Origin of the sequence: Bradyrhizobium sp. dw_411 (genome assembly GCF_018449695.1) — a bacterium.
In the GTDB taxonomy this organism is placed as follows: domain Bacteria; phylum Pseudomonadota; class Alphaproteobacteria; order Rhizobiales; family Xanthobacteraceae; genus Bradyrhizobium.
The window spans coordinates 36784-63118 of record NZ_JAAVUY010000013.1; the positions used below are offsets into that span (position 1 = coordinate 36784).

Consider the following 26335-nt stretch of genomic DNA (forward strand, 5'->3'; position numbering starts at 1 on the left):
GATCGGACGCCGGTGAACACTGGTCCCGCGCTGTTGCGTGATGACTGGCACCAAACGTAAGCTTGATAACAAGACTGCAAAACGGGAGGCCGAGCGTGACAAACCTGACGAGATTTGCCCTGGGCACGCTCGCCATCGTTGGCATTGCGTTTTGTGGAGGCGCGATGGCGCAGACCCCAAATGCGCCTGCACCATCGGCGGCCACATCAAACTCGTTTCCGGCATGGGCCTATCCATGGGCGCCGGATTTCAAGTCCGCGCCCGATGACGGCGTGCCGAGGCACGTTCCCGACAGCACGCAGGCGTTCACCATCACGCAGGAGCGCGATCTTTTCTTCGCGCCGGACTGGCATCCTGACGATCATCCCGCGATGCCGGACGTCGTCGCGCATGGCAGACCGCCCGACGTGCGGGCCTGTGGCGCATGTCATCGCGTCGAAGGCACCGGTGGCCCCGAGAACGCCAGTCTGGCCGGTCTTCCCGCGGCCTATATCGCCCAGCAGATGGCCGACTATAAGAGCGGCGCGCGGAAATTTGCGGGCCCGCAACGCGTTCCGGTGCTGCTGATGACGGCGATCGCCAAGGCCACCAGCGATGAAGATGTCCAGGCCGCCGCCGCCTATTTCTCCTCGCTCAAGCCCAAATCATTGATCAAGGTCGTCGAGGCCGACACGATCCCGAAAACGCAGATCGCACGCGTGTTCTATGCCCTCGTGAAAGATGGCGGCACCGAACCGATCGGGGAGCGCATCGTCGAAACTCCCGTCAACGCGGAACAATTCGAGCATCGCGATAGCCGCTCGCAATTCATCGCCTATGTCCCGAAGGGCAGCATCGCGAAGGGCGAGGCCCTGGCCAAAACCGGGGGTGCCGGCATCACGACGCCTTGCGCGACCTGCCATGGTCCGGAGCTGAGAGGTGCGGCATCCGTTCCCGGCATTGCCGGACGTTCGCCGAGCTATCTCGTGCGCCAGATCTACGATTTCCAGCAGCATGCGCGCGCCGGAAGCGGCGCCGCTCAGATGGCGCCGGTGGTCGAAAAGCTCTCGCCTGACGACATGATCTCGCTGGCGGCCTACGTTTCGTCCCTGCAGCCCTGAGAACGATCGAATCGCGTCGCGGATGTAGCCGATAGTAAGGCCGGGGGCGCGGTTCCCCGGTCTTTCGCCAATTTGGCTTTGCCCGTACAATCCGGGACCACGAACCGCGCTGGCCTTTCCATGCCAGCCCATCGCAACCGGATTGCGGAATGAAGGCGCGCGCCAGCAACCTGATGATCGGATCGACCACGCTTGCGGTCATTGCCGCGGCGTTTATCGGCTTTCTCGGGATCCGGAAAATCCACACCCTCCAGCAACGCGGCCCGCTGCGCATCGTGTTCGAAGGTTCCGCCAGCGGCCTGCACAAGGGCGGCAACGTGAATTTCGACGGGGTTCAGGTCGGAGAAATCCTGTCGCTTACGCTGGACAGCCCCCGCAAGATTGTCGCGCTGGTCTCGATCGATAACAGCGCGCCTATTCGCAAGGACACGATCGTCGGACTGGAAGCGCAGGGGCTTACCGGCATATCCGCGATATCGCTGATCGGCGGGGCTGCCGCCGCGCCTCCGGTGCCACTGGATGCCGACGGCGTTCCAACCCTGACCGCCGACCTCAGCGAGGCCCAGACGATCCGCGATACCCTGCACACTATCGACCGTATTCTCGTCAACAACCAGACCGTGATCAAAGACGCGATGCTGTCGTTCGAAACCTATACCTCGACCCTGGCCGGCAGCGATGAGGCGATCGATATGATCATGCGCAAGGCGACCGGTGCCTTTGACGGCGTCGAGAGCGCGCTGGCAAAGGTCGACAATGTGCTTCCGGGAATTTCGCGCGGCAACGACGGCGAACTGTTTCAGAAAGTGAAGTCAATTCGCGAACTGGCCGAGAGCTTCAACAAGCGTTCGGGTGTGCTGATGGAGGAAGGGCGTCGCACTCTCCTCGATATCAGCGAGTCGGCGGTCAAGGTGACCCGCAAATTCGACCCGCAGGCCGTCAGCGGTGACGGCCCCGCGCCGCCACGGAAACCGATCCCGAGGCGGCAGTAGGGCAACACGTTGCAGCTCAGACCCGCAATCCGGGATCGGTAGCTGATCGCGGGATCAGTGGCTGATCATCCAGGGGCGCGCGGTCGGAAAACTTTTGCCGCCGCTTTTGGACTTCGCCACTAAACGCGACGGCTTGGTCGAACAACATCCGCACCCCGGCGCATGGGACGCCTTGTATTCGCCGACGGTTTTGGGCGCATTGGAGCTGCGCTCGTTGGTGGCGTGAGCCTTGCGCTTGTCCGACGGCATGCAGAAGAAATTCGGCGCGGTCAGGATCACGCGCGGCGATTCGCCGTCGCATTGCGGGCAATCCTGCGGCGCATCGCATTCGGCCATCGGCCGCATGTCCGTGAACGGGCCGCAATCGTTGCAGAGATACTCATAGAACGGCATTTCATTCCCTCAGCGTTTACGCTCCAGACCTTCGCGGCGGCGGATGCGGGGCGGCGGATCCTTGAGCCGCTCCGCATCCGGTCGCCGGGAGCTTTATTTATCCTGCGAGAGCGGCATCTGGATGTCGCCCTTGATGTGTTTGATCGGACCCGCCGACGACGGCATAATGTCGAAGTCGAAGATCTCGGTCGGCAGCCACAGCGTCGCGCAGGCGTTCGGGACATCGACCACGCCGGAGATGTGGCCCTGACATGGCGCCGTTCCCAAAATCGAATAGGCTTGGGCGCCGGAATAGCCGAACTTCTTGAGATACTCGATCGCGTTCAGGCAGGCCTGCCGGTAGGCGATGTGCACGTCGAGGTAATGCTGCTTGCCGGCTTCGTCGACCGAGATGCCTTCGAAGATCAGGTAATCCTTGTAGTTCGGCGTGATCGGCGACGGCTTGAATACAGGATTCTTGATGCCGTATTTCGCCACGCCGCCCTTGATAATGTCCACCTTGATGTGCAGCCAGCCCGCCATTTCGATCGCGCCGCAGAAGGTGATTTCGCCGTCACCTTGGCTGAAATGCAGATCGCCCATCGAAAGACCGCCGCCGGGCACGTAGACCGGGAAGTAGATTTTTGAGCCGCGCGACAGATCCTTGATGTCGCAGTTGCCGCCATGCTCGCGCGGCGGCACCGTGCGCGCGCCTTCGGCGCCGACCTTGGCCTTGGCATCACCCTTCGCCTGGCCCGCATGCGCGGTCGCGGCGAACGGCGGATTGGCGAGGCCCGGCACGCGGGTCGGGTTGGTCGCAATCAGCGCATTCTCGCGCTCGTTCCAGGTCGCCAGCAATTTCGGATCCGGCAGACAGCCGATCAGACCGGGATGGATCAGGCCTGCGAAATTCACGCCGGGGATGTGGCGCGATGACGTATAGAGGCCCTTGATGTCCCAGATCGATTTCTGCGCCAGCGGGAAATGATCGGTGAGGAATCCGCCGCCATTTTTCTTCGAGAAGAAGCCGTTGAAGCCCCACAGGCTCTCCTTCAGCGGACCGACATCGAGCAGGTCGACTACCAGGAGGTCGCCGGGCTCCGCGCCCTTGACGCCGATCGGACCGGACAGGAAGTGTACGATCGACAGATCGATGTCGCGCACGTCGTCGGCGGAATCATTGTTCTTGATGAAGCCGCCGGTCCAGTCATAGGTCTCGATGATGAAATCGTCGCCCGGATTGACCCATTCCACGATCGGAATATCAGGGTGCCAGCGGTTGTGAATCTTGTCGTTCTCGTAAGGCGACTTGGAAAGATCGACCTTGACTAGTGTATCTGGCATAAAAAAGCTCCCCTTGGTTTACACACTTGGTTTAGGAATCAGACCGACAGATATTTTGAAATCTGTGCGGCATCGACGCCCTCTCTCGCGTCGTCACGGACGATCTCGCCATTCTCGATGACCAGCACGCGATCAGCGATATCCAGCGCGAAGCTCAGTACCTGCTCGGAGACCACGATCGACAATCCACGTTCGTCGCGAATGCGCTTCAGCGTGCGGGCCATGTCCTTGATGATCGAAGGCTGGATACCCTCGGTCGGCTCGTCGAGCAGCAGGACTTTCGGCTTGGTGACCAGCGCGCGCGCGATCGCGAGTTGCTGCTGCTGACCGCCGGACAGATTGCCGCCGCGGCGGCCCTTCATTTCCAGCAACACCGGAAATAATTCATAGATGCTGTCGGGCACCTTTGTCTCTCCCGACACAACCAGTCCGGTTTCGATATTCTCTTGCACCGTCATGGTCGAGAAGATCATCCGGCCCTGCGGCACATACGCCAGGCCCTTGGCGACGCGCTCGTAGCTTTGCAATTTGCTCAGCTCCGCGCCTTCCATGGTCACCGAGCCGCTCTTGGTCGGCACGATGCCCATCAGCGACTTCATCAGCGTGGTCTTGCCCATGCCGTTGCGGCCCATGATCGCGACGATCTCGTTGGGCGCGACAGAAACATTCAAGCCATGCAGCACTTCGCTCTGGCCGTAGGCGACATGCAGATCGGAGATAGCCAGCATTAAAGTGTTCCTTGTCTGTCGCGGAGCACGACCCCTCCGGGAAGCCCGGCGCCGTTCTCCGCCATCATGCGCTAGTGCCCGAGATAGACTTCAATCACCTTGGGATCGTTCTTGACGTGCTCCATCGAGCCTTCCGACAGGATCTGGCCTTGATGCAGCACCGTGACCTTGTGGGCGATGTCCTCGACGAATTTCATGTCGTGCTCGATCACCAGCACGGAGCGGTCCTTGATAATGCGGTTGAGCAGTTCGGCGGTCTTGACCCGCTCGCTGACGCTCATGCCGGCCACGGGCTCGTCGAGCATCAGCAGGTCCGGGTCCTGGATCAGCAGCATGCCGATCTCCAGCCATTGCTTCTGGCCGTGGCTGAGAAGATCGGCGCTCATGTTGAGGCGGTCTTTCAGGAAGATCATCTCGGCGACTTCGTGAACCCGGTCACGCACCACGGCGTCGCGGGTAAAGGTCAAGGCACCGAACACGCTGCGGCCGCGCGGAAAGGATATCTCGAGATTTTCAAATACCGTGAGATCGTCATAGATCGACGGCGTCTGGAACTTGCGCCCGACGCCGGTCTGAACGATTTCGTTCTCCCTCATCTTGGTCAGTTCCTTGCCGCGGAACTGAATCGAGCCTGATGTCGCCTTGGTCTTTCCACAGATCAGATCGAGCACCGTGGTCTTACCGGCGCCGTTGGGGCCGATGATGACGCGGATTTCGTTTTCATCGACATAGAACGACAGATCGTTGACCGCCTTGAAGCCGTCGAACGAAACCGTCAGCGCCTCGACTGCGAGCAGGAATTCCTTGGGCTGGTGACCTATCAGCATGACCTATCTCCTCACTCCGCCGGCGCGCCATCGGCGACGGAATTGTCGGTCCATTCCTTGCCGGGCTTGGCTTTGCGTGATGAGAGCAGGCTATCGATGCGCGGCTGCACATAGTCGCCCCAGATGCCCGCAAGGCCATTCGGGAAGGCGAGCACCACCGCGATGAACAGGCCGCCCAGTCCGAACAGCCACAATTCAGGGAAGGATTCCGACAGGCTGGTCTTGGCGAAGTTCACCAGCAGCGTGCCGTACACCGCGCCCAGGATCGAAAGCCGGCCGCCGACCGCCGTATAGATCACCATTTCGATCGACGGCACGATGCCGACAAAGGACGGCGACATGAAGCCGACTTCGAGCGCGAACATGGCGCCGCCTACCGCGGCAAAGATCGCCGCGACGCAGAAGGCGAAAATCTTGAAATTCGCGACGCTATAGCCGGAGAAACGAACCCGGTCTTCCTTGTCGCGCATCGCCACCAGGATGCGGCCCAGTTTCGAATGCCGGATAAATTGGGCGATGAAGATGCAGACGAACAGACAACCGACCTCGAAGAAATAGAGCACGACCTTGGCATGGTCAGGCCGGATGTCCCACCCGTTCAAGGTGCGCAGGTCGGTCATGCCGTTGATGCCGCCGGTATAGCCCTGCTGACCCACGATCAGGATGGTCAGGATCGCGGCGACGGCCTGGGTGATGATCGCAAAATAAGTGCCGCCGACGCGGCGTTTGAACATTGCCGCGCCGATGATCAGGGCAAAGATGCCCGGCACCAGAATGACGGCGGCGATGGTGAAGCTCAGACTGTGAAACGGCTTCCAGAAGAACGGCAGCGACGTGATCTGGTTCCAGTCCATGAAATCGGGAATGCCGGGCGTCGACTGGATCTTGGTATTCTCCGGGCTCGAGGCTTCGAGCTTGAGAAACATCGCCATGCAGTAGCCGCCGAGGCCGAAGAACACGCCCTGCCCGAGACTGAGAATGCCGCCATATCCCCAGCAGATCACCAGGCCGAGCGCGACGAAAGCATAGGTCAGATATTTCGCAACCAGATTGAGCCGGAACACGTCAAGACAGAGCGGCAGGATCACCACCAGGAAAACGGCGAGCACCAGGATTCCGATCAGCTCCGATCGATTGACAAAGCGATTGGTCATGGCTCAAAGCCCTTTTTGTTATTTGCGGACCTTGAGGGCGAACAGCCCCTGCGGCCGCAGCATGAGAATTCCGACCACTGCAAGCAGCGTTAGAACCTTCGCCATTGATCCCGACATGAAGAATTCGAGGGTCGACTGCGTCTGCGAGATGCTGAAGGCGGAGGCGATGGTGCCGACCAGGCTCGCGGCGCCGCCGAACACGACGACCAGGAAGGTATCGACGATATAGAGCTGGCCCGATGTCGGCCCGGTCGAGCCGATCATCGTGAAGGCACTGCCGGCGATGCCGGCAATGCCGCAGCCAAGGCCGAAAGTGTAGCGATCGACCTTCTCGGTATTGATGCCGACCGCCCCGGCCATGATGCGATTTTGCACGACGGCGCGGACCTGACGTCCCCAGCGCGATTTGTACATGACATAGGCAACGCAGAGCGTGATCAGGAATGTCAGGCACATCACGAAGACGCCGTTGATCGGCACCTCGATACTGTCGGTGACATGCAGCGAGCCAAGCATCCATTGCGGCAGTTCGACGCCGACTTCACGCGCGCCGAACACCGAACGGAAGGCTTGTTGCAGGATAAGACTCAGGCCCCATGTAGCGAGCAGCGTATCCAGCGGACGCTTGTAGAGGTGGCGTATCAGCACCCATTCCACCAGCATCCCGAGCGCACCGGAGGCCAGAAAGGCCAATATCATCGCGAGGAAGAAGTAACCGGCAAATAATCCCGGCAAATACGCCTGGAAGAAATTGGAAGTCATCCAGGTCACGTAGGCGCCAAGGATCATGAACTCGCCATGGGCCATGTTGATGACGCCCATCTGGCCGAAGATGATCGCAAGGCCGAGTGCCATCAGCACGTAGACCGAAAACAGGATCAGGCCCGCAAAGCCCTGCATGACGAAGATCGAGCCAAGATCACCAATCGAATAATCGCCAAACATCGATCTTCTCCATCGGGGAAGTCCCGCGTCGCGAGCAGGTTCGCGACGCGGGGGTCTTAAGCGTGAATCGTAAACTCACGCCAGGGAGCGGTTTGCGCGCAGCTTACTGGTAGCGCTTATCACTGGTAGCCCTTGGGGAACGGATCCGGCTCGACCAGGTCGGCGGTCTCGTAGATCAGTTCGAACTGACCATCGAGCTTGGCTTTGCCGACGCGGGTCTTCGACCAGAGGTGATGATTTTCGTGGATGCGCACGTAGCCTTCCGGCGCACCCTTGAATTCAACACCCGGCGAAGCCGCCGCAATCTTGTCGACGTCGAAGCTGCCGGCCTTTTCAGCCGTTAATTTCCACAGCCACGGGCCGAGATAGGCGGCCTGCGTCACGTCACCGATCACGGTCTTGGCGCCCCACATCTTCTGGAATGCGGGCACGAAGGCCTTGTTGTTCGGATTATCGAGCGACTCGAAATACTTCATGCAGGCATAAGCGCCCGCGATGTTCTCGCCGCCGATGCCGTCGATTTCGTCTTCGGTCACCGAGATGGTCAGCAGCGCCTGCTTCGACAGGTCGATACCGGCCGCCTTGAGCTGCTTGTAGAACGCAACGTTCGATCCGCCGACGACGTCGGTGAAGATCACGTCGGGCTTGGTCAGCTTGATCTTGTTGATCACCGAATTGAACTGGGTGTTGCCGAGCGGATAATATTCTTCGCCGACGACCTTGCCCTTGAGCACGTTTTCGACGTGCTTGCGCGCGATCTTGTTCGACGTGCGCGGCCAGATGTAGTCCGAACCGATAAAGAAAAACGATTTGGCGCCCTTTTCCTTGGCAATCCAGTTCAGGCCAGCGAGAATCTGCTGGGTGGCTTCCTGGCCGGTGTAGATCACGTTCTTGGACTGCTCGAGGCCTTCGTAGAAAGTCGGGTAATAGAGCATGCCATTATATTGCTCGACGACCGGAAGCACCGCCTTGCGCGACGCCGAGGTCCAGCAACCCATGATCGCCGCAACCTTGTCGTTGACGAGAAGCTTCTTGGCCTTCTCGGCGAAGGTCGGCCAGTCGCTGGCGCCGTCTTCCTGGATGAACTTGATCTTGCGGCCGAGGATGCCGCCGGCTTCATTGATCTGCGCGATAGCGAGCTTTTCAGCTTCGATCGAACCGGTTTCCGAAATCGCCATCGTGCCGGTGGCCGAATGCAGGATGCCGCAGGTCACTTCGGTATCGGTTACCGCAAGACCAGTGGTGTTGATCGCGGAAGTCGCCGGAACATCGGCGAAGGATGGGCGCGGCAACATGGTGATGGCGGGCAATGCGGCCATTCCCATGAGCAGTTTGCGCCGGAACGGGGACTGCAGACCCCGCTTGATTTCATCTGACATGACTACCCCATTTTGGTTCGAGGACGCGCTATTGGTCAGATTAGGATGGTGGAAATTGTGCAGTGCACAGATACGCAAGATCGCGTATATTGCACCGCAAAATAGCGACGTAGATTTTTGAAACGGGGTTTGCAGGCGGATCGTTCAAGCGCAGGGGGAGCTCACAGTGGCAGGGCGGCAGCGGATAGACCGCGTAAGACGCCAGTATAATCAATGGGTTGCGAACCAAACCCTGGAGGATTATGCGCTGCGCTTCACCGCCAAAAGCGCGCGGCGCTGGTCTGCGGCCCGGGTTGCCAACACCGCTCTGGGCGCGATCTCGTTCCTGGCGCTGGAAGCGATCGGCGGCACCATCACCCTGAATTACGGTGTCACCAATTCCACCGCCGCCATTCTGGTCGTCAGCGTCATTATCTTCCTGTGCGGGCTGCCGATCGCCTATCACGCCGCCAAATGCGGCATCGATATTGATCTTCTGACTCGCGGCGCCGGCTTCGGCTATATCGGCTCGACCATTACCTCGCTGATCTACGCCTCTTTCACCTTCATCTTCTTTGCGATCGAAGCGGTGATCCTCGCGACCGCACTGGAGATGTGTTTCGGAATCCCGCGTCCGATCGGCTATCTCATCAGCGCCGTCGTCATCATTCCCCTGGTCACCCACGGCATCACGCTGATCAGCCGCTTCCAGCTGTGGACGCAGCCGCTGTGGATCATCCTGCACATCATGCCGTTCGCGGCGATCGCCTATGCCAATCCGCACTCCTTTGCGGAATGGACGAAATTTGCCGGCGAACACGGCAACCCCTCAGGACATCTTGATCTCCTGCTGTTCGGCACCGCCGCCTCGGTGGTGTTCGCGCTGGTAGCGCAAATCGGCGAGCAGGTCGACTTTCTGCGCTTTCTTCCGCGCGACCGGCGAACGTCGAAGACGTCGTGGTGGATCGCACTGTTAAGCGCCGGCCCGGGCTGGATCATTCTCGGCGCGCTCAAGCTGTTGGCCGGATCGTTCCTGGCCTTCTTTGCGCTGAGCCACGGTGTGTCCACCGAGCACGCCGCCGAGCCCGCGCACATGTATCTCGAAGCGTTTCGTTACGTGCTGTCGGAGCCGAATCTCGCACTGGCCCTGACCGGGACCTTCGTGATCCTGTCGCAGTTGAAGATCAACGTCACCAACGCCTATGCCGGTTCGATTGCGTGGTCGAACTTCTTTTCCCGCCTCACCCACAGCCATCCGGGCCGCGTAGTCTGGCTGGTATTTAACGTGCTGGTCGCACTGCTGCTGATGGAGATCGGCGTCTACAAGGCGCTGGAACAGACGCTGGCGCTCTATTCCAATGTCGCGATCGCCTGGGTCGGCGCGCTGGTCGCCGACCTCGTCATCAACAGGCCGCTTCGCCTGCGCCCGCAGCACATGGAATTCAAGCGCGCGCATCTCTACGACATCAATCCGGTCGGCGTCGGCGCAATGACCATCGCGACCATCGTCTCGATCAGCGCCTTCTATGGGCTGTTCGGACCGACCGCGAAGGCGCTGGCGCCGTTCGTCGCGCTGCTGGTGGCCTTCGTTACCGCGCCCTTGATCGCCTTCGCCACCGGCGGCAAATATTATATTGCGCGCAAGCCGAAGCGCAGTTGGCAAAACGTTCAGGCAATCCAGTGCTGTATTTGCGAACATTCGTTCGAGCCCGAGGACATGGCGTCGTGCCCGGCCTATGCCGGACCGATCTGCTCGCTGTGCTGTTCGCTGGATGCGCGCTGCCATGATCTCTGCAAACCGCATGCGCGGATCCAGGCGCAGGTCGCCGAGACTTTTGGCAAGATGCTGCCGCAGCCGATGTATGCAAGGATCAACTCACAGCTCGGGCATTACCTCGGCGTGTTCGCGGTTTCCGCGGGGCTGGTTGGGCTGACGCTCGGCATGATCTACCTGCAGACATCGGCGACGCTTCATGTCGATGATACGCAACTCTCCGACGTGCTCTGGAAAGTGTTCTTTGCGCTGTCGATCATCATCGGGGTGGTGGCGTGGCTGTTCGTGCTCGCGCAGCAAAGCCGGCGCGCGGCCGAGGCCGAGACCAGACGGCAGACGACGCTTTTGATCCACGAGATCGACGCCCACAAGCGCACCGACGCCGAATTGCAGCGCGCCAAGGAAGTCGCTGAATCGGCCAACCTCGCCAAGAGCCGCTATGTCGTCGGATTGAGCCATGAACTGCGTTCGCCGCTGAATGCCATCTCCGGATATGCGCAGTTGCTGGAACAGGATTCGAGCCTGAACACCAAGCCACGCGATCAGGTGCGCGTGGTCCGCCGCAGCGCCGATCATCTGTCGGGTTTGATCGACGGCATTCTCGACATTTCCAAGATCGAAGCCGGCCGGCTTTATCTGTCGCGCGACGAGGTTCGCGTCAGCGAATTTCTCGATCAACTCGTCGGCATGTTCCGCTTGCAGGCCGCAGCCAAGGGTATCGATTTCATCTTCAAGCGCCCGGCGGTGCTGCCGGTCGTGGTCTATGCCGACGAAAAGCGCCTGCGCCAGATCCTGATCAATCTGCTGTCGAACGCGATCAAGTTCACCCAGCGCGGCAGCGTGCAATTCGTCGTGCATTACCGCAGCCCCGTCGCCGAGTTCGAGGTAATCGATACCGGCCCGGGAATCCAGTCTGATGACCTTGAGCGCATCTTCGCTCCGTTCGAACGCGGCGCGCTCGGCGTTTCGCAGCCGCAAACCGGCACCGGGCTCGGATTGACGATCAGCCGGTTGCTCGCGGGTGTGATGGGCGGCGATATCCAGGTCACCAGCAAGGTTGGGGCCGGCAGCACCTTCCAGGTGAAAATGCTGCTGTCGGAAGTGACCAATCCTACGCGTATTGCGCCGGTCGACGCACCGGTGTTCGGCTATCACGGTCCGCGCAAGACGATCCTGATCACCGACGACGATCCGATCCAGCGCGACCTCTTGCGCGAGGTGCTGACGCCGCTCGGCTTTATCCTGCTCAGCGCACCCGACGGCGCCGCCTGCCTTTCCCTCGCGCAGCATTGCCGGCCGGATCTGTTCTTGCTTGATATTTCGATGGCCGGCATGGATGGCTGGACGGTTGCGGAAACGCTGCGTTCCACCGGGCATCATCAGGCCCGCATCCTGATGGTTTCCGCCAGTGCGCTGGAAGCGCATGGCGCGCCGCTGGCGCAGCCGTTCCATGATGGCTACCTGATGAAGCCGATCGATATTCCCCGGCTGCTGGAATTGATCCGCCAGTTGCTCAAGATCGAATGGCAGTATGAAACCTATCAGGTCGCCGTGCCGCACTGGAAGCCGGAGAGCGGCTCGCGCCCGCCGGTGAGGCATGTCGAGGAGCTGATCGGTCTTGGACAATTGGGCTACATCCGCGCGATCCAGGTCAAGCTCGATGAAATAGGCACCGACCATCCCGAACACGCCGACTTCGTTTCGCAAATGCGCTCGCTGATCGACCGCTTCGATCTTGACCAGTACATGGCAACCCTCAAAACGCTGCACAGCTATGATCACTGAAACCAAAAAGCGCGACGTCGCGCTCGTCGTCGACGACTCGCCGGAGACGCTGCGTCTCCTGACCGACGCGCTCGACGGCGCGGGCATGACGGTGATGGTCGCGATGGACGGCGCCGCGGCGATGCGCATCGTCGACCAGATCACGCCCGACATCATCCTGCTCGACGCCGTCATGCCGGGCATGGATGGCTTTGAAACATGCCGCCGCCTCAAGCGCGATGCGGGCCTGAGCAATGTGCCTGTGATTTTCATGACTGGCCTCGCCGAGACCGAGCACATCGTCAGCGGGCTGGAAGCTGGCGGCGTCGATTACGTCACCAAGCCGATCGTGATCGAGGAAATGCTGGCGCGGATTCGCGTACACTTGGCCAATGCGCGATTGACCCAAAGCGCCCGCGCCGCGCTCGACGTCTCCGGCCGGTTTTTGCTCGCCGTCAGCCGGCAGGGCAAGATCGTATGGGCGACGCCGCAGGCGCAGAAACTGCTGTCGGAAAATCTTGCGGCCGGCTCGGACGACGAGTTCGTGCTGCCTGAGCCGATGCTGCAATGGCTCGAGCAGACCCAGAAGGGCGCCGCCGGATCGAAAGCCCCTGCCGCGGCGTCGTTCCCGGAAAATGAGCAGCTCCGGCTGCAATATATGGGCAAGCTCGCCCCCAATGAATTCCTGCTGCGGCTGGCCAAGGACCAGGGCGGCGATACGCCCGCTGAATTCAGCAGCGAATTGGGGTTGACCACCCGCGAGGGCGAGGTGCTGTCGTGGCTAAGCAAAGGCAAGACCAACCGCGACATCGCCCAGATTCTCGGCCTCAGCCCACGGACGGTGGATAAGCACCTCGAGCAGATCTACGCCAAGCTCGGCGTCGAAAATCGCACTGCCGCCGCCGCCATTGCGACCAGCACGGGCCGGCGCAACTCCTGAGACTGGAAGCCGCCACCGGATCGCGCTGCGGTGGGTGCCGCTGGCGATCCTTAACGCTGCCCGACGGGGCCGGCCTGGCCGGTTCTGGACTGGCAGCGCTTTGTCCCATATCTACTTTGTCCAATACCTGTACGTCAGCTAAACAAGCCGCGCCGGAAGAACCGCGCGCACCGCCGGGAGTTGAAGCCTTTGCCATTACCGACACACCTGTTGCCTACCACCGTCGTTGGAAGCTATCCGCAGCCGGATTGGCTGGTGGACCGTGAAATGCTGTCCAAATCCGTGCCACGCACCCGCATGACCGAAATCTGGCGGATCCCGGAGGCGCATCTCGAACAGGCCCAGGACGATGCGACGGTCGTCGCGATCCGCGACCTCGAACGTGCGGGCATCGATATCGTCACCGACGGCGAAATCCGGCGCGAGAGTTACTCCAACCGTTTTGCCACCGCGCTCGAGGGGGTCGACAGCGAAAATCCCGCGATGACCATCTCGCGTTCCGGCCTGAAAACGCCGGTGCCCCGCGTGGTCGGCAAGATCAACCGCACCGGCCCGGTCGAACTGCGCGATATGGAGTTCCTTCGCCGCAACACCGACCGTGCCGCGAAGATCACGCTGCCCGGCCCGTTCACCATGAGCCAGCAGGCCAAGAACGAATTCTACAAGGACGATGAAGAACTCGCGATGGCGTTTGCCGCCGCCGTCAACGCCGAGGCGCTGGAATTGCAGAAGGCCGGCGCCGACGTAATCCAGTTCGACGAACCCTGGGTTCGCCAGGATCCTGAAGCTGCGAGGCGCTATGCCGTCAAGGCGATTAACCGCGCTTTGCAGGGCATCACGGTCCCGACCGTGCTGCATGTCTGTTTCGGCTATGCGGCTGTTGTGGCCGGCTCGAACAAGCCCACCGGCTATTCGTTTCTGGCCGAACTCGCCGACACCAGCGCCCAGCAAATCTCGATCGAGGCGGCGCAACCCAAACTCGATCTCGGCGTGCTGGCCGATCTCTCATCCAAGAAGATCATGCTCGGCGTGATCGATCTCGGCGATCCCACCGTTGAAACGGCCGCCGTAATCGCCGACCGGATTCGCCACGGTCTGAAATACGTCGCTGCCGACCGGCTGATTCCCGCGCCGGATTGCGGCATGAAATACATGCCGCGCCATGTTGCTTTTGGAAAGCTCAAGGCGATGAGCGATGCGGCGGCGATCGTGCGCAAGGAGATTAGCTGAGGCAGCGCGTTACAGATTCGAATTTCAAAGAGCCCGGACAATCTCAACACCGTCATTGCGAGCGAAGCGAAGTAATCCATCTTACAGCACAGAGAAAGAAAAGAGTGGATTGCTTCGTCGCTTCGCTCCTCGCAATGACGTCAGGATAAATCTTCGCGTTCCCGCGACGCCGTGCGCCCGAGTTGTGCAGGAAACTCCGCCATCTGAATACAGAGGGCGCAGGGAATACCGGGCGCCTGGTGCGCCCGCTGCCGCGTATGCGAAGATCGTAAGTAAAAAAGCACACGCGTTAGTCAGGTCACACCGAGAACACCCGGCATTCCCCGCGCAATGGTTTACGGCTTACTTCGCGCTCTCCCCGGCGATCGGGCTCTTTTGCCACCGTCGCCCCTGAGAAGCTTGCTTCTCAAGAACTTGACGCCAGCGTCGAGGCGTCAGGACCACACGACTTCACCGTCCGCCTCAGCGCCGTTCGTCAAAGGCGCATCCGCGTCCACCGCATCCCGCCTCACGTTCGTGACGATCGCGAAACGTCCCTCTTATGAGGCGGGACGGCGTGGAATATAAAATTGATTCGGGTTCGTGGAAAGCAATATTTCGGAAAATCAGAAATAATCTGGTGGCATCAGCACCGCGGCTACCGGTCGCGATGTTCGATACGCAGGGCCAATGCTTCCGCCAATCCGGTTGTCGGCTTTGCCGCCGGGCGGCGGAACGTTCCGGCGGTTGCCTTGCGCGCGCCCAGAACGGCCAGCGCTTCCGCCTGTTTGATCGCCGCCGCCATCTGATCCACCACAGGCACCGGAATGCGATCCCTGACCTTCTCCGCGAGGCCCGCGAGTGGCGCGCCGCCGAGAATAACGACATCCGCACCATCTTCGGTCACCGCACGGTTAGCGAGCCTGACCAGCAATTCTTCGTTCTCTTCCTGAACATCCGAAACCGAGACGAAGGATTCGTCCAGCATCCGCACACCGGCGCAGCGGCCACCAAGGCCATGCATATCGACGCAGTCCTCGTACCAGGGGCCCAGCGCGCGGGCAAAGGTCACGATGGCAAACCGACGCCCCAGCATGCACGCCGTCAGCATCGACGCTTCGGCCAATCCGATCACGGGCAGATCAAAAAGCTCGCGCGCGCCGAACAGCCCGGGATCGCCGAACGCCGCGATAATGGCGGCGTCGAAATCCCGGTGATGTTCAGCAAGCATTTCCAGTGCAATGGCGCCGCCGATTTGGGCTTCAGCGCGGGTTGCGATGTAGGGCACGCCCCGCGGCGCGGTCAGCGAAACAATGACGGTGCCGGGCGCCACGGCTTTCCTGGCTGCGGCGGTCAACCGCTCCGTGATCGATTCGCTCGTGTTGGGATTGAGCACCAGAATGCGCATCGCCGGATGTCCTCACGACAGGTTAGCGCTCGGTTAGCTCTCTCATCGTCTCGCTGATATCGGGAGCCAGCCGCGGGCGACTGCGCCGCAACTTTCCAAAAATCCGTTGGGCACGCAATCGAATTATTGCAATGCGGGCGCGAGCCAAACGCGGCGCCAATTCGACTTTACTTCCCCTTGGCTTGTGTCGAGGCCGATTTTGATGCATCTCAGAAAGACCTTCAGAATGCCTGGGGGAGCGAGCACCGCCGCTTGCACGCTTTCCTCGCCGAAGAGGATATCACTTCGCGGCTCGTTGGGGGTTGAAATGACTGTCCAAGCTGACGCCGCACCCGTGCAGGCCGCGGAGCCAAAGACCGCTGTCCGCTGGAAGATATTCGTCCTGATGCTGTTCTTGATCTCGATCAACTACATCGATCGGGCCTCCCTATCGGTGGCGATGCCGATCATTTCCAAAGAGTTCAATCTAGATGCCGCGGCCCAAGGCTTTATTCTGAGTTCGTTTTTCTGGACTTACGCCTTCATGCAAATCCCGGGCGGCATGCTGGCGGACAAATACAAGCCGCGTATCGTCATCGCCGCCGCGACGATCGGCTGGGGCCTGTTCCAGGCGCTCGCGGCCGCCTCGACAAGTTCATTCATGCTGTTGCTGACCCGCCTTGGACTAGGTGCTGCGGAAGCGCCGATCTATCCGGCCGGCGGCAAACTCAATGCGATGTGGATGACACCCAATGAACGGGCGCGGGGCGCGACCTTGCTCGACGGCGGCGCGCCGCTCGGCGCAGCACTCGGCGCGCTGGTGATCGCCGGCCTGATCGCGGAATTCGATTCATGGCGGATATCGTTCGTGATTGCCGGCGTCGGCACCGTTCTCTGCGGCGCTTTTGCCTGGTGGTACATCCGCAACAGCCCCGCCGAGCATCCCTCGGTCAACGCCGCTGAAGCGAGCCATATTCAAAACGCCCATGCGCTGGAGGATTTGTCCGATCCCGCTCCGTCCGGCCGTGGCATCGGCGCTTATTTTGCCTACAGGTCGGTGTGGTGCATGTGCCTGGGCTGGATGTTCTTCAATACCGTGTTTTATGGTCTGTTGACGTGGATGCCGACCTATCTGTTCAAGATCCATGGCCTCGACATCAAGCAACTCGGGGGCGCGCTTTTCATCATGTTCTTTTCGGGATTTATCGGCGAACTCGTCGGCGGCCAGATCGGAGACATGTGGCGGGCACGCGGCGGCCAGCCCAATACGGTTTTCAAAACCCTGTTCGGCTTTGCCGCCATCATCGCAACCATTTCGATCTTTTCGGTGGCCTATGTGACGAACGCCGTGGCCGTGGTCGCGCTGTTGTCCTCGACGCTGTTCTTTCTGCGCTGGTGCGGAATGTATTGGGCTATTCCGTCGATCCTCGCCTCCCGAAGCCGGGCCGGGTTTCTGGGCGGATGCATGAATCTCGGTGGCAATATTGCGGGCGTTTCGGTGCCCATCATTGTCGGCCTGATCGTCCAATACACCGACTCCTACTTCCTCGCGCTGATGTTCTTCGCCGCCGCCGGCATCGCGCTGTTGATATGCTCGCTGTCGATCGATTATAGCCGCAAGCTGCCGGTTTGAAGCTGATCGGCCTGCCGTCGAACCCTGGAGTTCTCGTGAATACCCGTATTCGCCTTGGGATGTTGACGCCGTCGTCAAATACCGTGCTCGAGCCCGTTAGCGCCACCATTGTGGCCGACCTGCCGGAAGTCAGTGTCCATTTCGGCCGTTTCAAAGTGACCGAGATCGCACTCTCCGAACAAGCGCTGAAGCAATTTGACGACACCGAGATCCTGCGCGCCGCCGAACTGCTCGCCCATGCCAAGGTCGATGTCATCGCCTGGAACGGCACCTCCGCGAGCTGGCTCGGGCTCGATCGCGACGAACGGCTGTGCGAACGCATTGTTGCCACGAGCGGCATTCCGGCCTGCACGTCCGTGTTGGCGTTCCGGGAAATATTCCAAAGGACCGGCGCGAAGCGGATCGGGCTGGTCACGCCCTATACCGATGACGTTCAGGCAAAAATCATCGAGACCTGGAATGCCGCGGGTCTGTTGTGTCATGCGGAACGGCACAGCGGGTTGCGCGATAATTTTTCCTTCGCCGAGGTTGAAGAACAGGCGATATCGGAAATGATCCGGGCCGTTGCGCGCGAAGGATGCGACGCGGTCGCCATTGTCTGCACCAATATGCGCGGCGCGTCCCTTGTTCCGGTGCTGGAGGTTGAACTCGGGATTCCGATCTATGACTCGATCGCCGTAACGGTGTGGAAGAGCCTGCTGTTGGCCGGCGCCGATCCGGCCCGGGTAACCGGTTGGGGCCGGTTGTTTGGCGATAAGCGGCTGTCATCCAGAACATGGAAGCAAACATGAGCGGATTTGATACGATCATTCGCGGCGGCACGATTGCAACGGCGTCCGACACGTTCTCCTGCGATATCGGCATTCGCGACGGGCGCATCGTCGCCCTCGGCCATGATCTCGGGACTGCAGACGAGATCATCGACGCCACTGGGAAGCTGGTGCTGCCCGGCGGCATCGACAGCCATGTGCATATCTCACAACCATCAGGGCCTGACATCGTCATGGCGGATAATTTCGAGAGCGCGACGCGTTCGGCCGCCTTTGGCGGCAACACCACCGTCCTGCCGTTTTGCCTGCAGGAGAAGGGCCAGTCGCTTCGCCAGGCGTTGAAGGATTATCACGCGTTAGCCGAAGGCAATTGTCACATCGACACCAGCTTCCATATGATTATTTCGGACCCGACCGAACAGGTGCTCGGTCAGGAATTGCCGGGGCTGGTGGCCGATGGATACACCTCGTTCAAGGTTTTCATGACCTATGAGGGGCTGGCTCTCAACGATCGCGAGATCCTGGAAGTCATGAGCGTGGCGCGCGAGACCGGCGCGCTTGTGATGGTTCACGCGGAAAATTACGACGCCATTCGTTTTCTCACCGATCGTCTCGAACTGGCCGGCAAAACCGCGCCGCGGTATCACGCAACGTCGCGGCCGATCGTGGTCGAGCGGGAGGCGACGCATCGTGCGATATCGCTGGCCGAACTGGTCGACGTCGGCGTGATGATCGTTCACGTGTCAAATCGCGAGGCGATGGAGGAAATCCGCCGGGCGCAGGCCAAGGGTTTGCGCGTATTCGGCGAAACCTGCCCGCAATATTTGATGCTGACCGAAAACGATCTCGACGGGCTCAACATGGAAGGCGCCAAATACGTCTGTTCGCCGCCGCCACGCGATGAGGCGAGCCAGGCCGCGTGCTGGGAAGGGCTCCAGACCGGCGTTTTCTCGGTGTTTTCGTCCGATCACTGCCCGTTTCGCTATAATGATCCGCAGGGAAAATTGACGCCGAAAGGCAAGACGAGCTTTCGCTGGGTCCCCAATGGCATCCCCGGCGTCGCAGCCCGACTGCCGATCCTGTTTTCGGAAGGTGTCGTCAAGGGACGCATCGATCTCAATCGCTTTGTCGCGCTGACCTCGACCAATCACGCCAAGACCTATGGTCTCTATCCGCGCAAAGGCACCATCGCGATCGGATCGGATGCTGACATCGCGATCTGGGATCCGAAGAAAAAAGTGAAGTTGACTCATGACCTTTTAAAGGATGGGTCTGACTATACGCCCTATGAGGGTCTGGACATCACCGGCTGGCCGGAACTGACGATGGTGCGCGGGCGGCGCATCGTCGATCACGGCAAACTGGTCGGCAGCAAGGACTTTGGCCGGTACATCACGCGCGAAGTGCGCGCTTAAGGCGACAATGGCATCGTAGGTGCGCTCCCTCTCCCGCTTGCGGGTAGGGCTATCGCATATGAAGAAAGAGATTGGGCCTGCAGTCTTTGTGCGGCCATCCTTCGAGACGGCCGCCTACGGTGTCCCCTCAGGATGAGGACTTTCTGTGCGGCTAAATCTTGAACCCTCATGGTGAGGAGCCTCGTCTTCGAGACGTCTCGAACCATGAGGCCCCAGGCGATTACCGCGGGCTGTTCACCCGGTTCGCTCCGCCGCGTGAGGGGCTCCACGAACCGGCTGAAGAGCCCGCTAAACCCAAACTGTCGGGGATCATGCCGGTCTGAAATGTCGACAATCATCCCGGTTGAACCCGCAAACGCTAGTGTGGAGGGTAGATTTCCCCCACCCGCTGCGCTCCGCGCGGCGACCTCCCCCGCAAGCGGGAGAGGTAAGTGAAGACAGATCACACGTCGATCGCGTCCTTGATCTTCTTGCGGTTCAGCGGCAGGTCACGCAGTCGCTTGCCGGCGGCATTGGCGACTGCGTTCGCGACCGATGCGGCCGCGGGGCCCTGCCCGGTTTCTCCGGCGCCGAGATAGGGCAGTCCAGGCCGGTCGATAATATGCACCTCGATGCTTTGCGGCACGGCGTCGAACCGCACGATCGGATAGGTCTGCCAGTCGATGCTGGTGATGCGGGTATCGTTGAAGGTAACGGCTTCATACAGCGTCCAGCTCATCGACTGCATGATCGCGCCTTCGACCTGGTTGATAATCCCGTCCGGGTTGACCACCTGACCGCTGTCGACCGCGGCCACCGCGCGGACCAGCCGCGGACACCCGGTCTCGCGGTTGATCTCGATCTCGGTCGCGATGGCGCAATAGGCCGCCAGATTCTTGTAGCGCGCAAAGGCGAAGCCATAGCCGCGTCCGTCCGGCGCCTTCTGGCCTTTCTTCCATCCGAAAGCTTCCGCGGTCTTCTTGATCACGTCGCGCCCGCGCGAATCTTCCAGATGCTTCAGCCTGAATTCGACGGGGTCGGCATTGGCTGCGATCGCGAGTTCATCCATGAAGCTCTCGATCGAAAATACGTTGTGATAGGCGCCAAGCCCCCGCATCGCCGAGATGCGTATCGGCATCGCCGGAATGAAGTGATGCACGACATGCGCGTTGGGAAACGTATAGATCGGGATCGCGTTGCGATCGCCGCCGCCTTCCGGCAATGGCAGCGGCTTCGGCGCCGGCACCGCGAAAGGCTGCGCCATGTGCTGGGCCGCGAGCAACGAGCCGGCTCCGCCGGGCCGCATCGAATGGGTGTTGCTCCAGACTTCGAAATTCCAGTCCGCGATCGCGCCGCTATCGTCCAGCGATGCCTTCAGCTTGGTCACCATCGCAGGACCATACGGCTCCCAGCCGTGTTCCTGATCGCGCATCCATTGCACGCGAACCGGCACATCAGGCATTTCGCGCGCGATCAAGGCGGCGTCGGCCGCGGCGTCATCGGCGCCGTTGTGGCCGTAGCAGCCGGAACCTTCGGCGTGGATCAGGCGGACTTTTGCCGGCGGCACGCGCAGCATTTCCGCAATGCCCGCGCGATCAGGGAAAACGCCCTGGGTATGGGTCCAGACCGTCGTGACGTCATCGACATGGTGACCGACCGCGCAGGACGGGCCGATCGAGCCGTGCGACTGATAGGGCCGCGTGTACGTCGCCTCGATGGTCTTTAGTCCGACGGCAGCAGGATTTTTGCGCTCGAAGATGGTCGAGTCCTGCGACGGCAAACCGAGAAGTACGCGCGCGATATCTTCCTGCTTCGGCAGGCGCGCAGTCTCATTCCATTTCGCTGATGCCGTCAGCGCCCGCATCGCCTTGATCGCCTGGAATTCCTTTTTGGCGGCCACGCCCAGAAAATTGCCGCTTCTGATAACCTTGACCACGCCGGGCATGGCCTCGATCGCTGCCGCGTCGTAGTCAATCAATTGAGCGCCATAGCTCGGCGGCCGCACCACGCGGGCGTGCACCATGCCGGGCAAGCGCATGTCCTGCACATAGGATGCACCACCGGTGACCTTGGCCGGAATATCGACGCGCGGCACCGGCTGGCCCACGACGGTGTATTTTGAAGGATCCTTCAGCGTCGATTCCGGCTGCGCCTGGATGTGCAACAGGTTGCCCGCAACCAGATCGCCGTAACCGAGGCGCTGGCCGTCAGGCGCAATCACTGCACCGTTTTCGGTGCGCAGATTTTCAGCCGGCACATCGAGACGCCTGGCGGCCTCAGCGATCAGAAGCGCACGCGCCTGCGCCGCCGCGTTCAGGATCGCGGTGCCGCTGTCCTGCATCGAATGGCTGCCGGCGGTATAGCCTTCATTGGCAGTGCGGCCGGTATCGGCGGTGACGACCTTCAGCGACTTGAAGGGCACGTCGAGTTCTTCGGCGGCGATCTGCTGGAAAGCCGTCTTGAAGCCCTGACCGAGTTCGGCCTTGCCGGTGAACACGGTGATGCCGCCATCGGCGTCGATACGAACCCAGGAATCCAGGAACGGCGTTTCCTTGAGGCTGCCGATCCATTTCGGCGGATGCGCTGGCGCCGGTGCGGGGGCGGGCGCCGGAGCAGCCTGGTCCTGCGCAAAGGCATCGCTCAGCGAGAAACTGACGATCAATGCGCCGCCGCCGGCGAGGATCTGACGGCGATCGAGATTGCCAGGACCGTTCATTGCACGCTCCCCTCAAGCGAGGGGGACAATTCGGCGGTATCCATCAGTTGAGCGGCGCGATGCACCGCGCGCAGGATGCGCATATGGGTGCCGCAGCGGCACAGATTAGGCTCGAGCTCGGCACGAATCTGCTCGTCGGTCGGCTTGGAATTTCGTTGCAGCAGCGCCTGCGCGCGCATCATCATGCCGGCGATACAGTAGCCGCATTGCGCCGCCTGCTCTTCCATGAAGGCGCGCTGGATCGGCGCCGGCGCGTCGATGGTGCCGAGCCCTTCAATCGTCGTGACCTGCTTGCCGTCCAAGAGCAGCACCGGCGTCACGCAGGACAACACGGCCTTGCCGTCGACAATCACCGTACATGCGCCGCATTGGCCGAGCCCGCAGCCGAATTTGGCGCCATTGAGCCTGATGTCATCGCGCAGCACATAGAGCAGCGGCGTATCCGGATCGGCATCGATCTGATGATCGTGACCATTGACCTTCAATGTAATCGTCATGGCTTATCTCGCTGCGTTGGATCGGCCGGGGCGTTGTGTGGTGGCGGCGATGTCTGGAGAGATACGGTCTGCGTGCGCCGCGCTTCCTCGATCGTCTTTTCAACGCCGGTCCATGCCGGTTGGTTGCTGAAGCGGGAACGCAGATAATTCAGAACGGCCGCAACCTGATCGTTGGTCATGCTGTTGGCAAAGCCCGGCATGATCGGGCTGCGCTCGCCCTCCACCGGCCGAATGCCGGACAGCACGATATTGGCAACGTTGCGCGGATCGGGACCGCTGATCGCGGTTGAGAGGCCCAGATTAACCCCGCCATAAGGCACCGGCCGGCCGGTTTCGTGGCAGGTCGCGCAGGCGGCCGCATAGATCGACGCACCGGGCACCTCAGTTTGGGAAGCCGGCACTGCCGGCGCTTTGGCTTTCGCCAGCACCTCATTGCCACGGCGCATCTGGTCTGGCGTCGGTGCACCGAACACGCTGGTCATATAGGTTGCGATCGCATGCACGTCGCGTTCATCCACCGACGACAGATTGCTCACCACTTCCGCCATCGGCCCGCGCGCCACGCCGTGATCGGGATGCCAGCCCTGGCGCAGATAGCTGAACAGCGCCGCAGTGTCCCACGGCACCGGCGAGGGCGAGCGCGCGTTGATCGCATAGGCGTTCCAGTTGTCGACATCGCCGCCGGCAAAGGACGCACCGGCGCGTTCGGCGCCCAGCGCGTTGCGTGGGGTGTGGCAGGAGCCGCAATGCGCCAGTCCCTCGACCAGATAGGCGCCGCGATTCCATTCGGCAGTTTGAGCGCTGTCCGGCGCATACGTCCCGCGCCGCAGGAACAACAATTTCCAGCCCGCGACGACAAAGCGCTGATCGAGCGGAAACGACAACTGGTTTGCCGGCGTGGGGGCGTGCACTGCCGGGCGCGTCATCAGATACGCATAGAGCGCATCGTCGTCTTCGTCGGTGACGTTGGTGAAATGGTCATAGGGGAAGGTCGGATAGAGATGCTGCCCTTCCCGGTTGATGCCGGAGCGCATCGCGCGGCGGAAAGCGGCCTGCGACCACGTACCGATGCCGGTGTCGGCGTCCGGTGTGATGTTCGACGAATAGATCGTGCCGAACGGCGTCGGCACCGGCAGGCCGCCGGCGAAGGTCTTGCCGCCGCGCACGGTGTGGCAATCGGTGCAATTGCCGAGCGCCGCCAGATCGCGGCCGCGCTTGACCAGCGCCGGATCGAAAGATTTCGGCGCGGGCGGCTCGATCGCTGCGATCGCCGGTCGCCATGCGACGGCAAAGGCGGCGGCCCCGCCGCCGATCAAGAGTGCCGCCACAGCGCTTGCGATTATTCTTGTCCGGGTCATTTGTCCCTACAGCTTTTTGTAGGCTGTTAGCACAAATTCGGGGACGGCACATAGTTCGGCAGAATCAAATGGCCGCGGTAATTTTCGGTCGCGAAAAGAGGCCGGAATCGCCCGTAAATCGGCGCTTTTCGGCATGAAGTTCAGGCGTGAGACGGAAAGAGTGCGCCCGCCGCTACCGGCAGCAGGCGCCTATTTGACTTCGGGCGCCGGTGAACCTGCCGAAAATACACGCTCGAATGTCGCAAGGTCCGCGGCGGGCAGATCCGAAACCGCCACATAGGTGAAATCCGGATCGCTCCAGCTCCGCACATTATATCCCGCGACCGCCTGGTCGGAGACGGATTGACCTCGCCGCAGCGTGGTCAGGCTGACGGTGTGGGCGGCATGCTTGTAGACGATGGTTGCCACCGGAGCGTGGCCGATGACATCGACGCGGCCACCCAACAGCGTGAAGCCTTGCGCCGCGAGATCCGGCACCTGAGGCGATTCCGGCAGACGCGACGTGAACCACGGCTTGACCGTATGGCGATCGGAGGAAGCCACATCGAACGGCTGGGGCGCCATCAGACCGCGGATATGTCCGGCGACGACCTGGCTCGCAACCTCCTCGCGCTGATCGAAACGATCCAGCGTCATCATGACGGAGCTCGAGATCACGGCACCGAACACCGCCGCCGCGGCCAATGCCCGAAGCGACCAACTGCGTTGACGCAAGGCCGTGATCCGGTTTGGGCGCTCGGCCGCATCCAGAGACGACAGGATGCGCGCTTGCAAGCCCGCAGGCATTTCGGATTGCGGAAACGAACGAAAAGCCTGCCGCAGCGACATCAGCCTAGTATATTCGGCTCGCAACGTCTCGTCTTCCGCCAGCCGGCGCTCGAACGCAGCCGCGGACGCTAGGTCGAGTTCGCCGTCGCAATAGGCGTTCAACTGCAATTCGTCTTTGTCTGTCACGGATGCAATCATAATTTACTCTCGGTCTCCCAGAAGGGCGATCAGAAGCTGTCGGCCCCGGGATAGACGGGACATGACGGTCCCGATGGGAACATTGGTGATCTCCGCAATATCGCGATAGTTCATCTGGTTTATTTCCCGCAAGACGATCACTTCGCGAAATTGCGGTTGCAACTGCGCCAGCGCCTTCTGGACCTGCTCGGCGTCGGCCTTGAAAAGAGCGATCTCTTCCGGCGTCTCTACCCGGGCTCCTTGCGGACCTTCATGTTCAAGTTCCTGTTGTTCCGTGACGCTCAGATCATTGGTGAACACCACCGTCTTCGGCCGGTTCTTCATCAGCCAGCTATAGGCCGTGTTGCGCACGATGGTCAGCGACCACGCCCGCGCATTGACGGCGCCGAACGTCTTGATGCCGCGATACGCCCGCAACGCGGCGTCCTGGACGATGTCTTCGGCATCGGCCGCACTGCCGGTCAGCCATTGCGCGAGACGATAGGCTTCAGCCATGTGCGGCAGAAAGATCTCGTCGAACGCGGCACGTTCATCCTTGTTTTGCACTATCGCAACCGGCGTTTGCTGCTGGCCAGACAATCGTTCTGAACCTTCCGGCCGGGGTTTTAACACGGCACTTTTGGGTTCGGTACACCGGAAATCCGTCCGGTGTACCGAGAGAGGCGTCCTCAGGTTTGTTATGCTCAAGGTGCTCAAGGCCCGTCCGTCACTTTACGATGATCTTTCCCACCATCTTCGGATGCAATCCGCAGAAGTAGCTGAAGGTGCCGGCGCTGGCGAACGTGTAGGAATACGCATCGTCCGTATCCAGCGCCTTCGACCGGAAAGCCTTGTTGTTCTCGACCACGGAGTGGGGAATGTCGTCGTGATTGATAAACTTGACCGTCGTTCCCACCGCGACATTCAGTTCGCCCGGCCCGAACGAGAAGTTGTCGATCGTGACAACATTCGCGTCCTTTGTTTCCTCCGCCGCGACCGTGCCGAACGCCACCATCGCTCCGACGGCGGGGCCCAGCAGCATGGCAATCGCCAGAGCGCGGCCGGGTACAAATCGAGCCGCTGCCGAACGCAGATGGCTGTTCAGATATTTCATGTCCAAATCTCCGA

Annotated in this window: 22 protein-coding genes; 8 read left to right on the forward strand and 14 right to left on the reverse strand. The window is 61.0% G+C overall.

Annotated elements, in window-relative coordinates; all coding sequences use genetic code 11:
• Window positions 1–95 precede the first annotated feature (95 nt).
• Both HB676_RS21880 and HB676_RS21885 read left to right on the forward strand, forming a co-directional pair.
• Window positions 96–1100 carry a c-type cytochrome gene (locus tag HB676_RS21880; protein WP_346347400.1) on the forward strand — a complete coding sequence of 335 codons (1005 nt, stop codon included), beginning with the start codon at window positions 96–98 and terminating at the stop codon, window positions 1098–1100.
• Between the two features lie 149 nt (window positions 1101–1249).
• On the forward strand, window positions 1250–2092 hold the full coding sequence (locus HB676_RS21885; RefSeq protein ID WP_213740286.1) for an MlaD family protein: 843 nt from the start codon (window positions 1250–1252) through the stop codon (window positions 2090–2092).
• A gap of 54 nt (window positions 2093–2146) precedes the next feature.
• Here HB676_RS21885 and HB676_RS21890 read toward each other — a convergent pair whose 3' ends face one another.
• The 7 genes from HB676_RS21890 to urtA all read right to left on the reverse strand — a co-directional run bounded on the left by HB676_RS21890 (window position 2147) and on the right by urtA (window position 8841).
• Window positions 2147–2485, reverse strand: coding sequence for a zinc ribbon domain-containing protein (locus HB676_RS21890; RefSeq protein WP_213740287.1), 339 nt, complete (start codon window positions 2483–2485; stop codon window positions 2147–2149).
• A 93-nt stretch (window positions 2486–2578) separates the two neighbouring features.
• A complete protein-coding gene (fmdA, locus tag HB676_RS21895; RefSeq protein ID WP_213740288.1) occupies window positions 2579–3808 on the reverse strand; it encodes a formamidase in 1230 nt (409 codons plus the stop codon).
• A gap of 38 nt (window positions 3809–3846) precedes the next feature.
• Window positions 3847–4536: an urea ABC transporter ATP-binding subunit UrtE gene (gene urtE / locus HB676_RS21900; protein ID WP_213740289.1), complete on the reverse strand. Its 690-nt coding sequence runs from the start codon at window positions 4534–4536 to the stop codon at window positions 3847–3849.
• A 71-nt stretch (window positions 4537–4607) separates the two neighbouring features.
• A complete protein-coding gene (urtD, locus tag HB676_RS21905; RefSeq protein WP_213740290.1) occupies window positions 4608–5363 on the reverse strand; it encodes an urea ABC transporter ATP-binding protein UrtD in 756 nt (251 codons plus the stop codon).
• 11 nt (window positions 5364–5374) lie between these two features.
• Complete coding sequence (urtC, locus tag HB676_RS21910; protein ID WP_213740291.1) at window positions 5375–6517, reverse strand: urea ABC transporter permease subunit UrtC; 1143 nt, start codon at window positions 6515–6517, stop codon at window positions 5375–5377.
• An 18-nt stretch (window positions 6518–6535) separates the two neighbouring features.
• Window positions 6536–7462, reverse strand: coding sequence for an urea ABC transporter permease subunit UrtB (gene urtB, locus HB676_RS21915; protein ID WP_213740292.1), 927 nt, complete (start codon window positions 7460–7462; stop codon window positions 6536–6538).
• 119 nt (window positions 7463–7581) lie between these two features.
• Window positions 7582–8841: an urea ABC transporter substrate-binding protein gene (gene urtA / locus HB676_RS21920; RefSeq protein ID WP_213740293.1), complete on the reverse strand. Its 1260-nt coding sequence runs from the start codon at window positions 8839–8841 to the stop codon at window positions 7582–7584.
• Between the two features lie 166 nt (window positions 8842–9007).
• On the opposite strand from urtA, the gene HB676_RS21925 reads away from it, so the two are divergent.
• The 3 genes from HB676_RS21925 (at window position 9008) to HB676_RS21935 (ending at window position 14528) form a co-directional block, all read left to right on the forward strand.
• On the forward strand, window positions 9008–12379 hold the full coding sequence (locus tag HB676_RS21925; RefSeq protein ID WP_213740295.1) for an ATP-binding protein: 3372 nt from the start codon (window positions 9008–9010) through the stop codon (window positions 12377–12379).
• Entirely contained in the window at window positions 12369–13298 is a 930-nt protein-coding gene (locus tag HB676_RS21930) for a response regulator transcription factor (protein ID WP_213740297.1), read from the forward strand. The genes HB676_RS21925 and HB676_RS21930 overlap by 11 nt, the downstream gene beginning before the upstream one ends.
• A 189-nt stretch (window positions 13299–13487) precedes the next feature.
• Entirely contained in the window at window positions 13488–14528 is a 1041-nt protein-coding gene (locus HB676_RS21935) for a 5-methyltetrahydropteroyltriglutamate--homocysteine methyltransferase (RefSeq protein WP_213740298.1), read from the forward strand.
• Between the two features lie 637 nt (window positions 14529–15165).
• Here HB676_RS21935 and HB676_RS21940 read toward each other — a convergent pair.
• Complete coding sequence (locus tag HB676_RS21940; RefSeq protein ID WP_213740299.1) at window positions 15166–15915, reverse strand: aspartate/glutamate racemase family protein; 750 nt, start codon at window positions 15913–15915, stop codon at window positions 15166–15168.
• 307 nt (window positions 15916–16222) lie between these two features.
• Here HB676_RS21940 and HB676_RS21945 point away from each other — a divergent pair, with 307 nt between their 5' ends.
• The 3 genes from HB676_RS21945 to hydA are packed head-to-tail and all read left to right on the forward strand — an operon-like array spanning window position 16223 to window position 19712.
• Window positions 16223–17527, forward strand: a complete 1305-nt coding sequence (locus tag HB676_RS21945) for an MFS transporter (RefSeq protein ID WP_213740300.1) — start codon at window positions 16223–16225, stop codon at window positions 17525–17527.
• A gap of 59 nt (window positions 17528–17586) precedes the next feature.
• Entirely contained in the window at window positions 17587–18318 is a 732-nt protein-coding gene (locus HB676_RS21950; protein ID WP_213740558.1) for an aspartate/glutamate racemase family protein, read from the forward strand.
• A complete protein-coding gene (hydA, locus tag HB676_RS21955) occupies window positions 18315–19712 on the forward strand; it encodes a dihydropyrimidinase (RefSeq protein ID WP_213740301.1) in 1398 nt (465 codons plus the stop codon). Before HB676_RS21950 ends, hydA begins: the two co-directional genes overlap by 4 nt.
• Window positions 19713–20154: 442 nt before the next feature.
• Here the strand turns inward: hydA and HB676_RS21960 are convergent, their stop codons facing one another.
• The 6 genes from HB676_RS21960 to HB676_RS21985 form a co-directional block, all read right to left on the reverse strand.
• Entirely contained in the window at window positions 20155–22407 is a 2253-nt protein-coding gene (locus HB676_RS21960) for a molybdopterin cofactor-binding domain-containing protein (RefSeq protein ID WP_213740302.1), read from the reverse strand.
• On the reverse strand, window positions 22404–22904 hold the full coding sequence (locus HB676_RS21965; protein WP_213740303.1) for a (2Fe-2S)-binding protein: 501 nt from the start codon (window positions 22902–22904) through the stop codon (window positions 22404–22406). Before HB676_RS21965 ends, HB676_RS21960 begins: the two co-directional genes overlap by 4 nt.
• Window positions 22901–24232: a cytochrome c gene (locus HB676_RS21970; protein ID WP_346347401.1), complete on the reverse strand. Its 1332-nt coding sequence runs from the start codon at window positions 24230–24232 to the stop codon at window positions 22901–22903. The genes HB676_RS21965 and HB676_RS21970 overlap by 4 nt, the downstream gene beginning before the upstream one ends.
• Before the next feature lie 219 nt (window positions 24233–24451).
• Window positions 24452–25216, reverse strand: a complete 765-nt coding sequence (locus tag HB676_RS21975) for an anti-sigma factor (protein WP_346347402.1) — start codon at window positions 25214–25216, stop codon at window positions 24452–24454.
• 15 nt (window positions 25217–25231) lie between these two features.
• Window positions 25232–25924 (reverse strand): sigma-70 family RNA polymerase sigma factor, encoded by a 693-nt coding sequence (locus HB676_RS21980; protein ID WP_249780390.1) that lies wholly within the window; start codon window positions 25922–25924, stop codon window positions 25232–25234.
• Window positions 25925–25934: 10 nt separating this feature from the next.
• Window positions 25935–26321 carry a cupredoxin family copper-binding protein gene (locus HB676_RS21985; RefSeq protein ID WP_346347403.1) on the reverse strand — a complete coding sequence of 129 codons (387 nt, stop codon included), beginning with the start codon at window positions 26319–26321 and terminating at the stop codon, window positions 25935–25937.
• Window positions 26322–26335 lie beyond the last annotated feature (14 nt).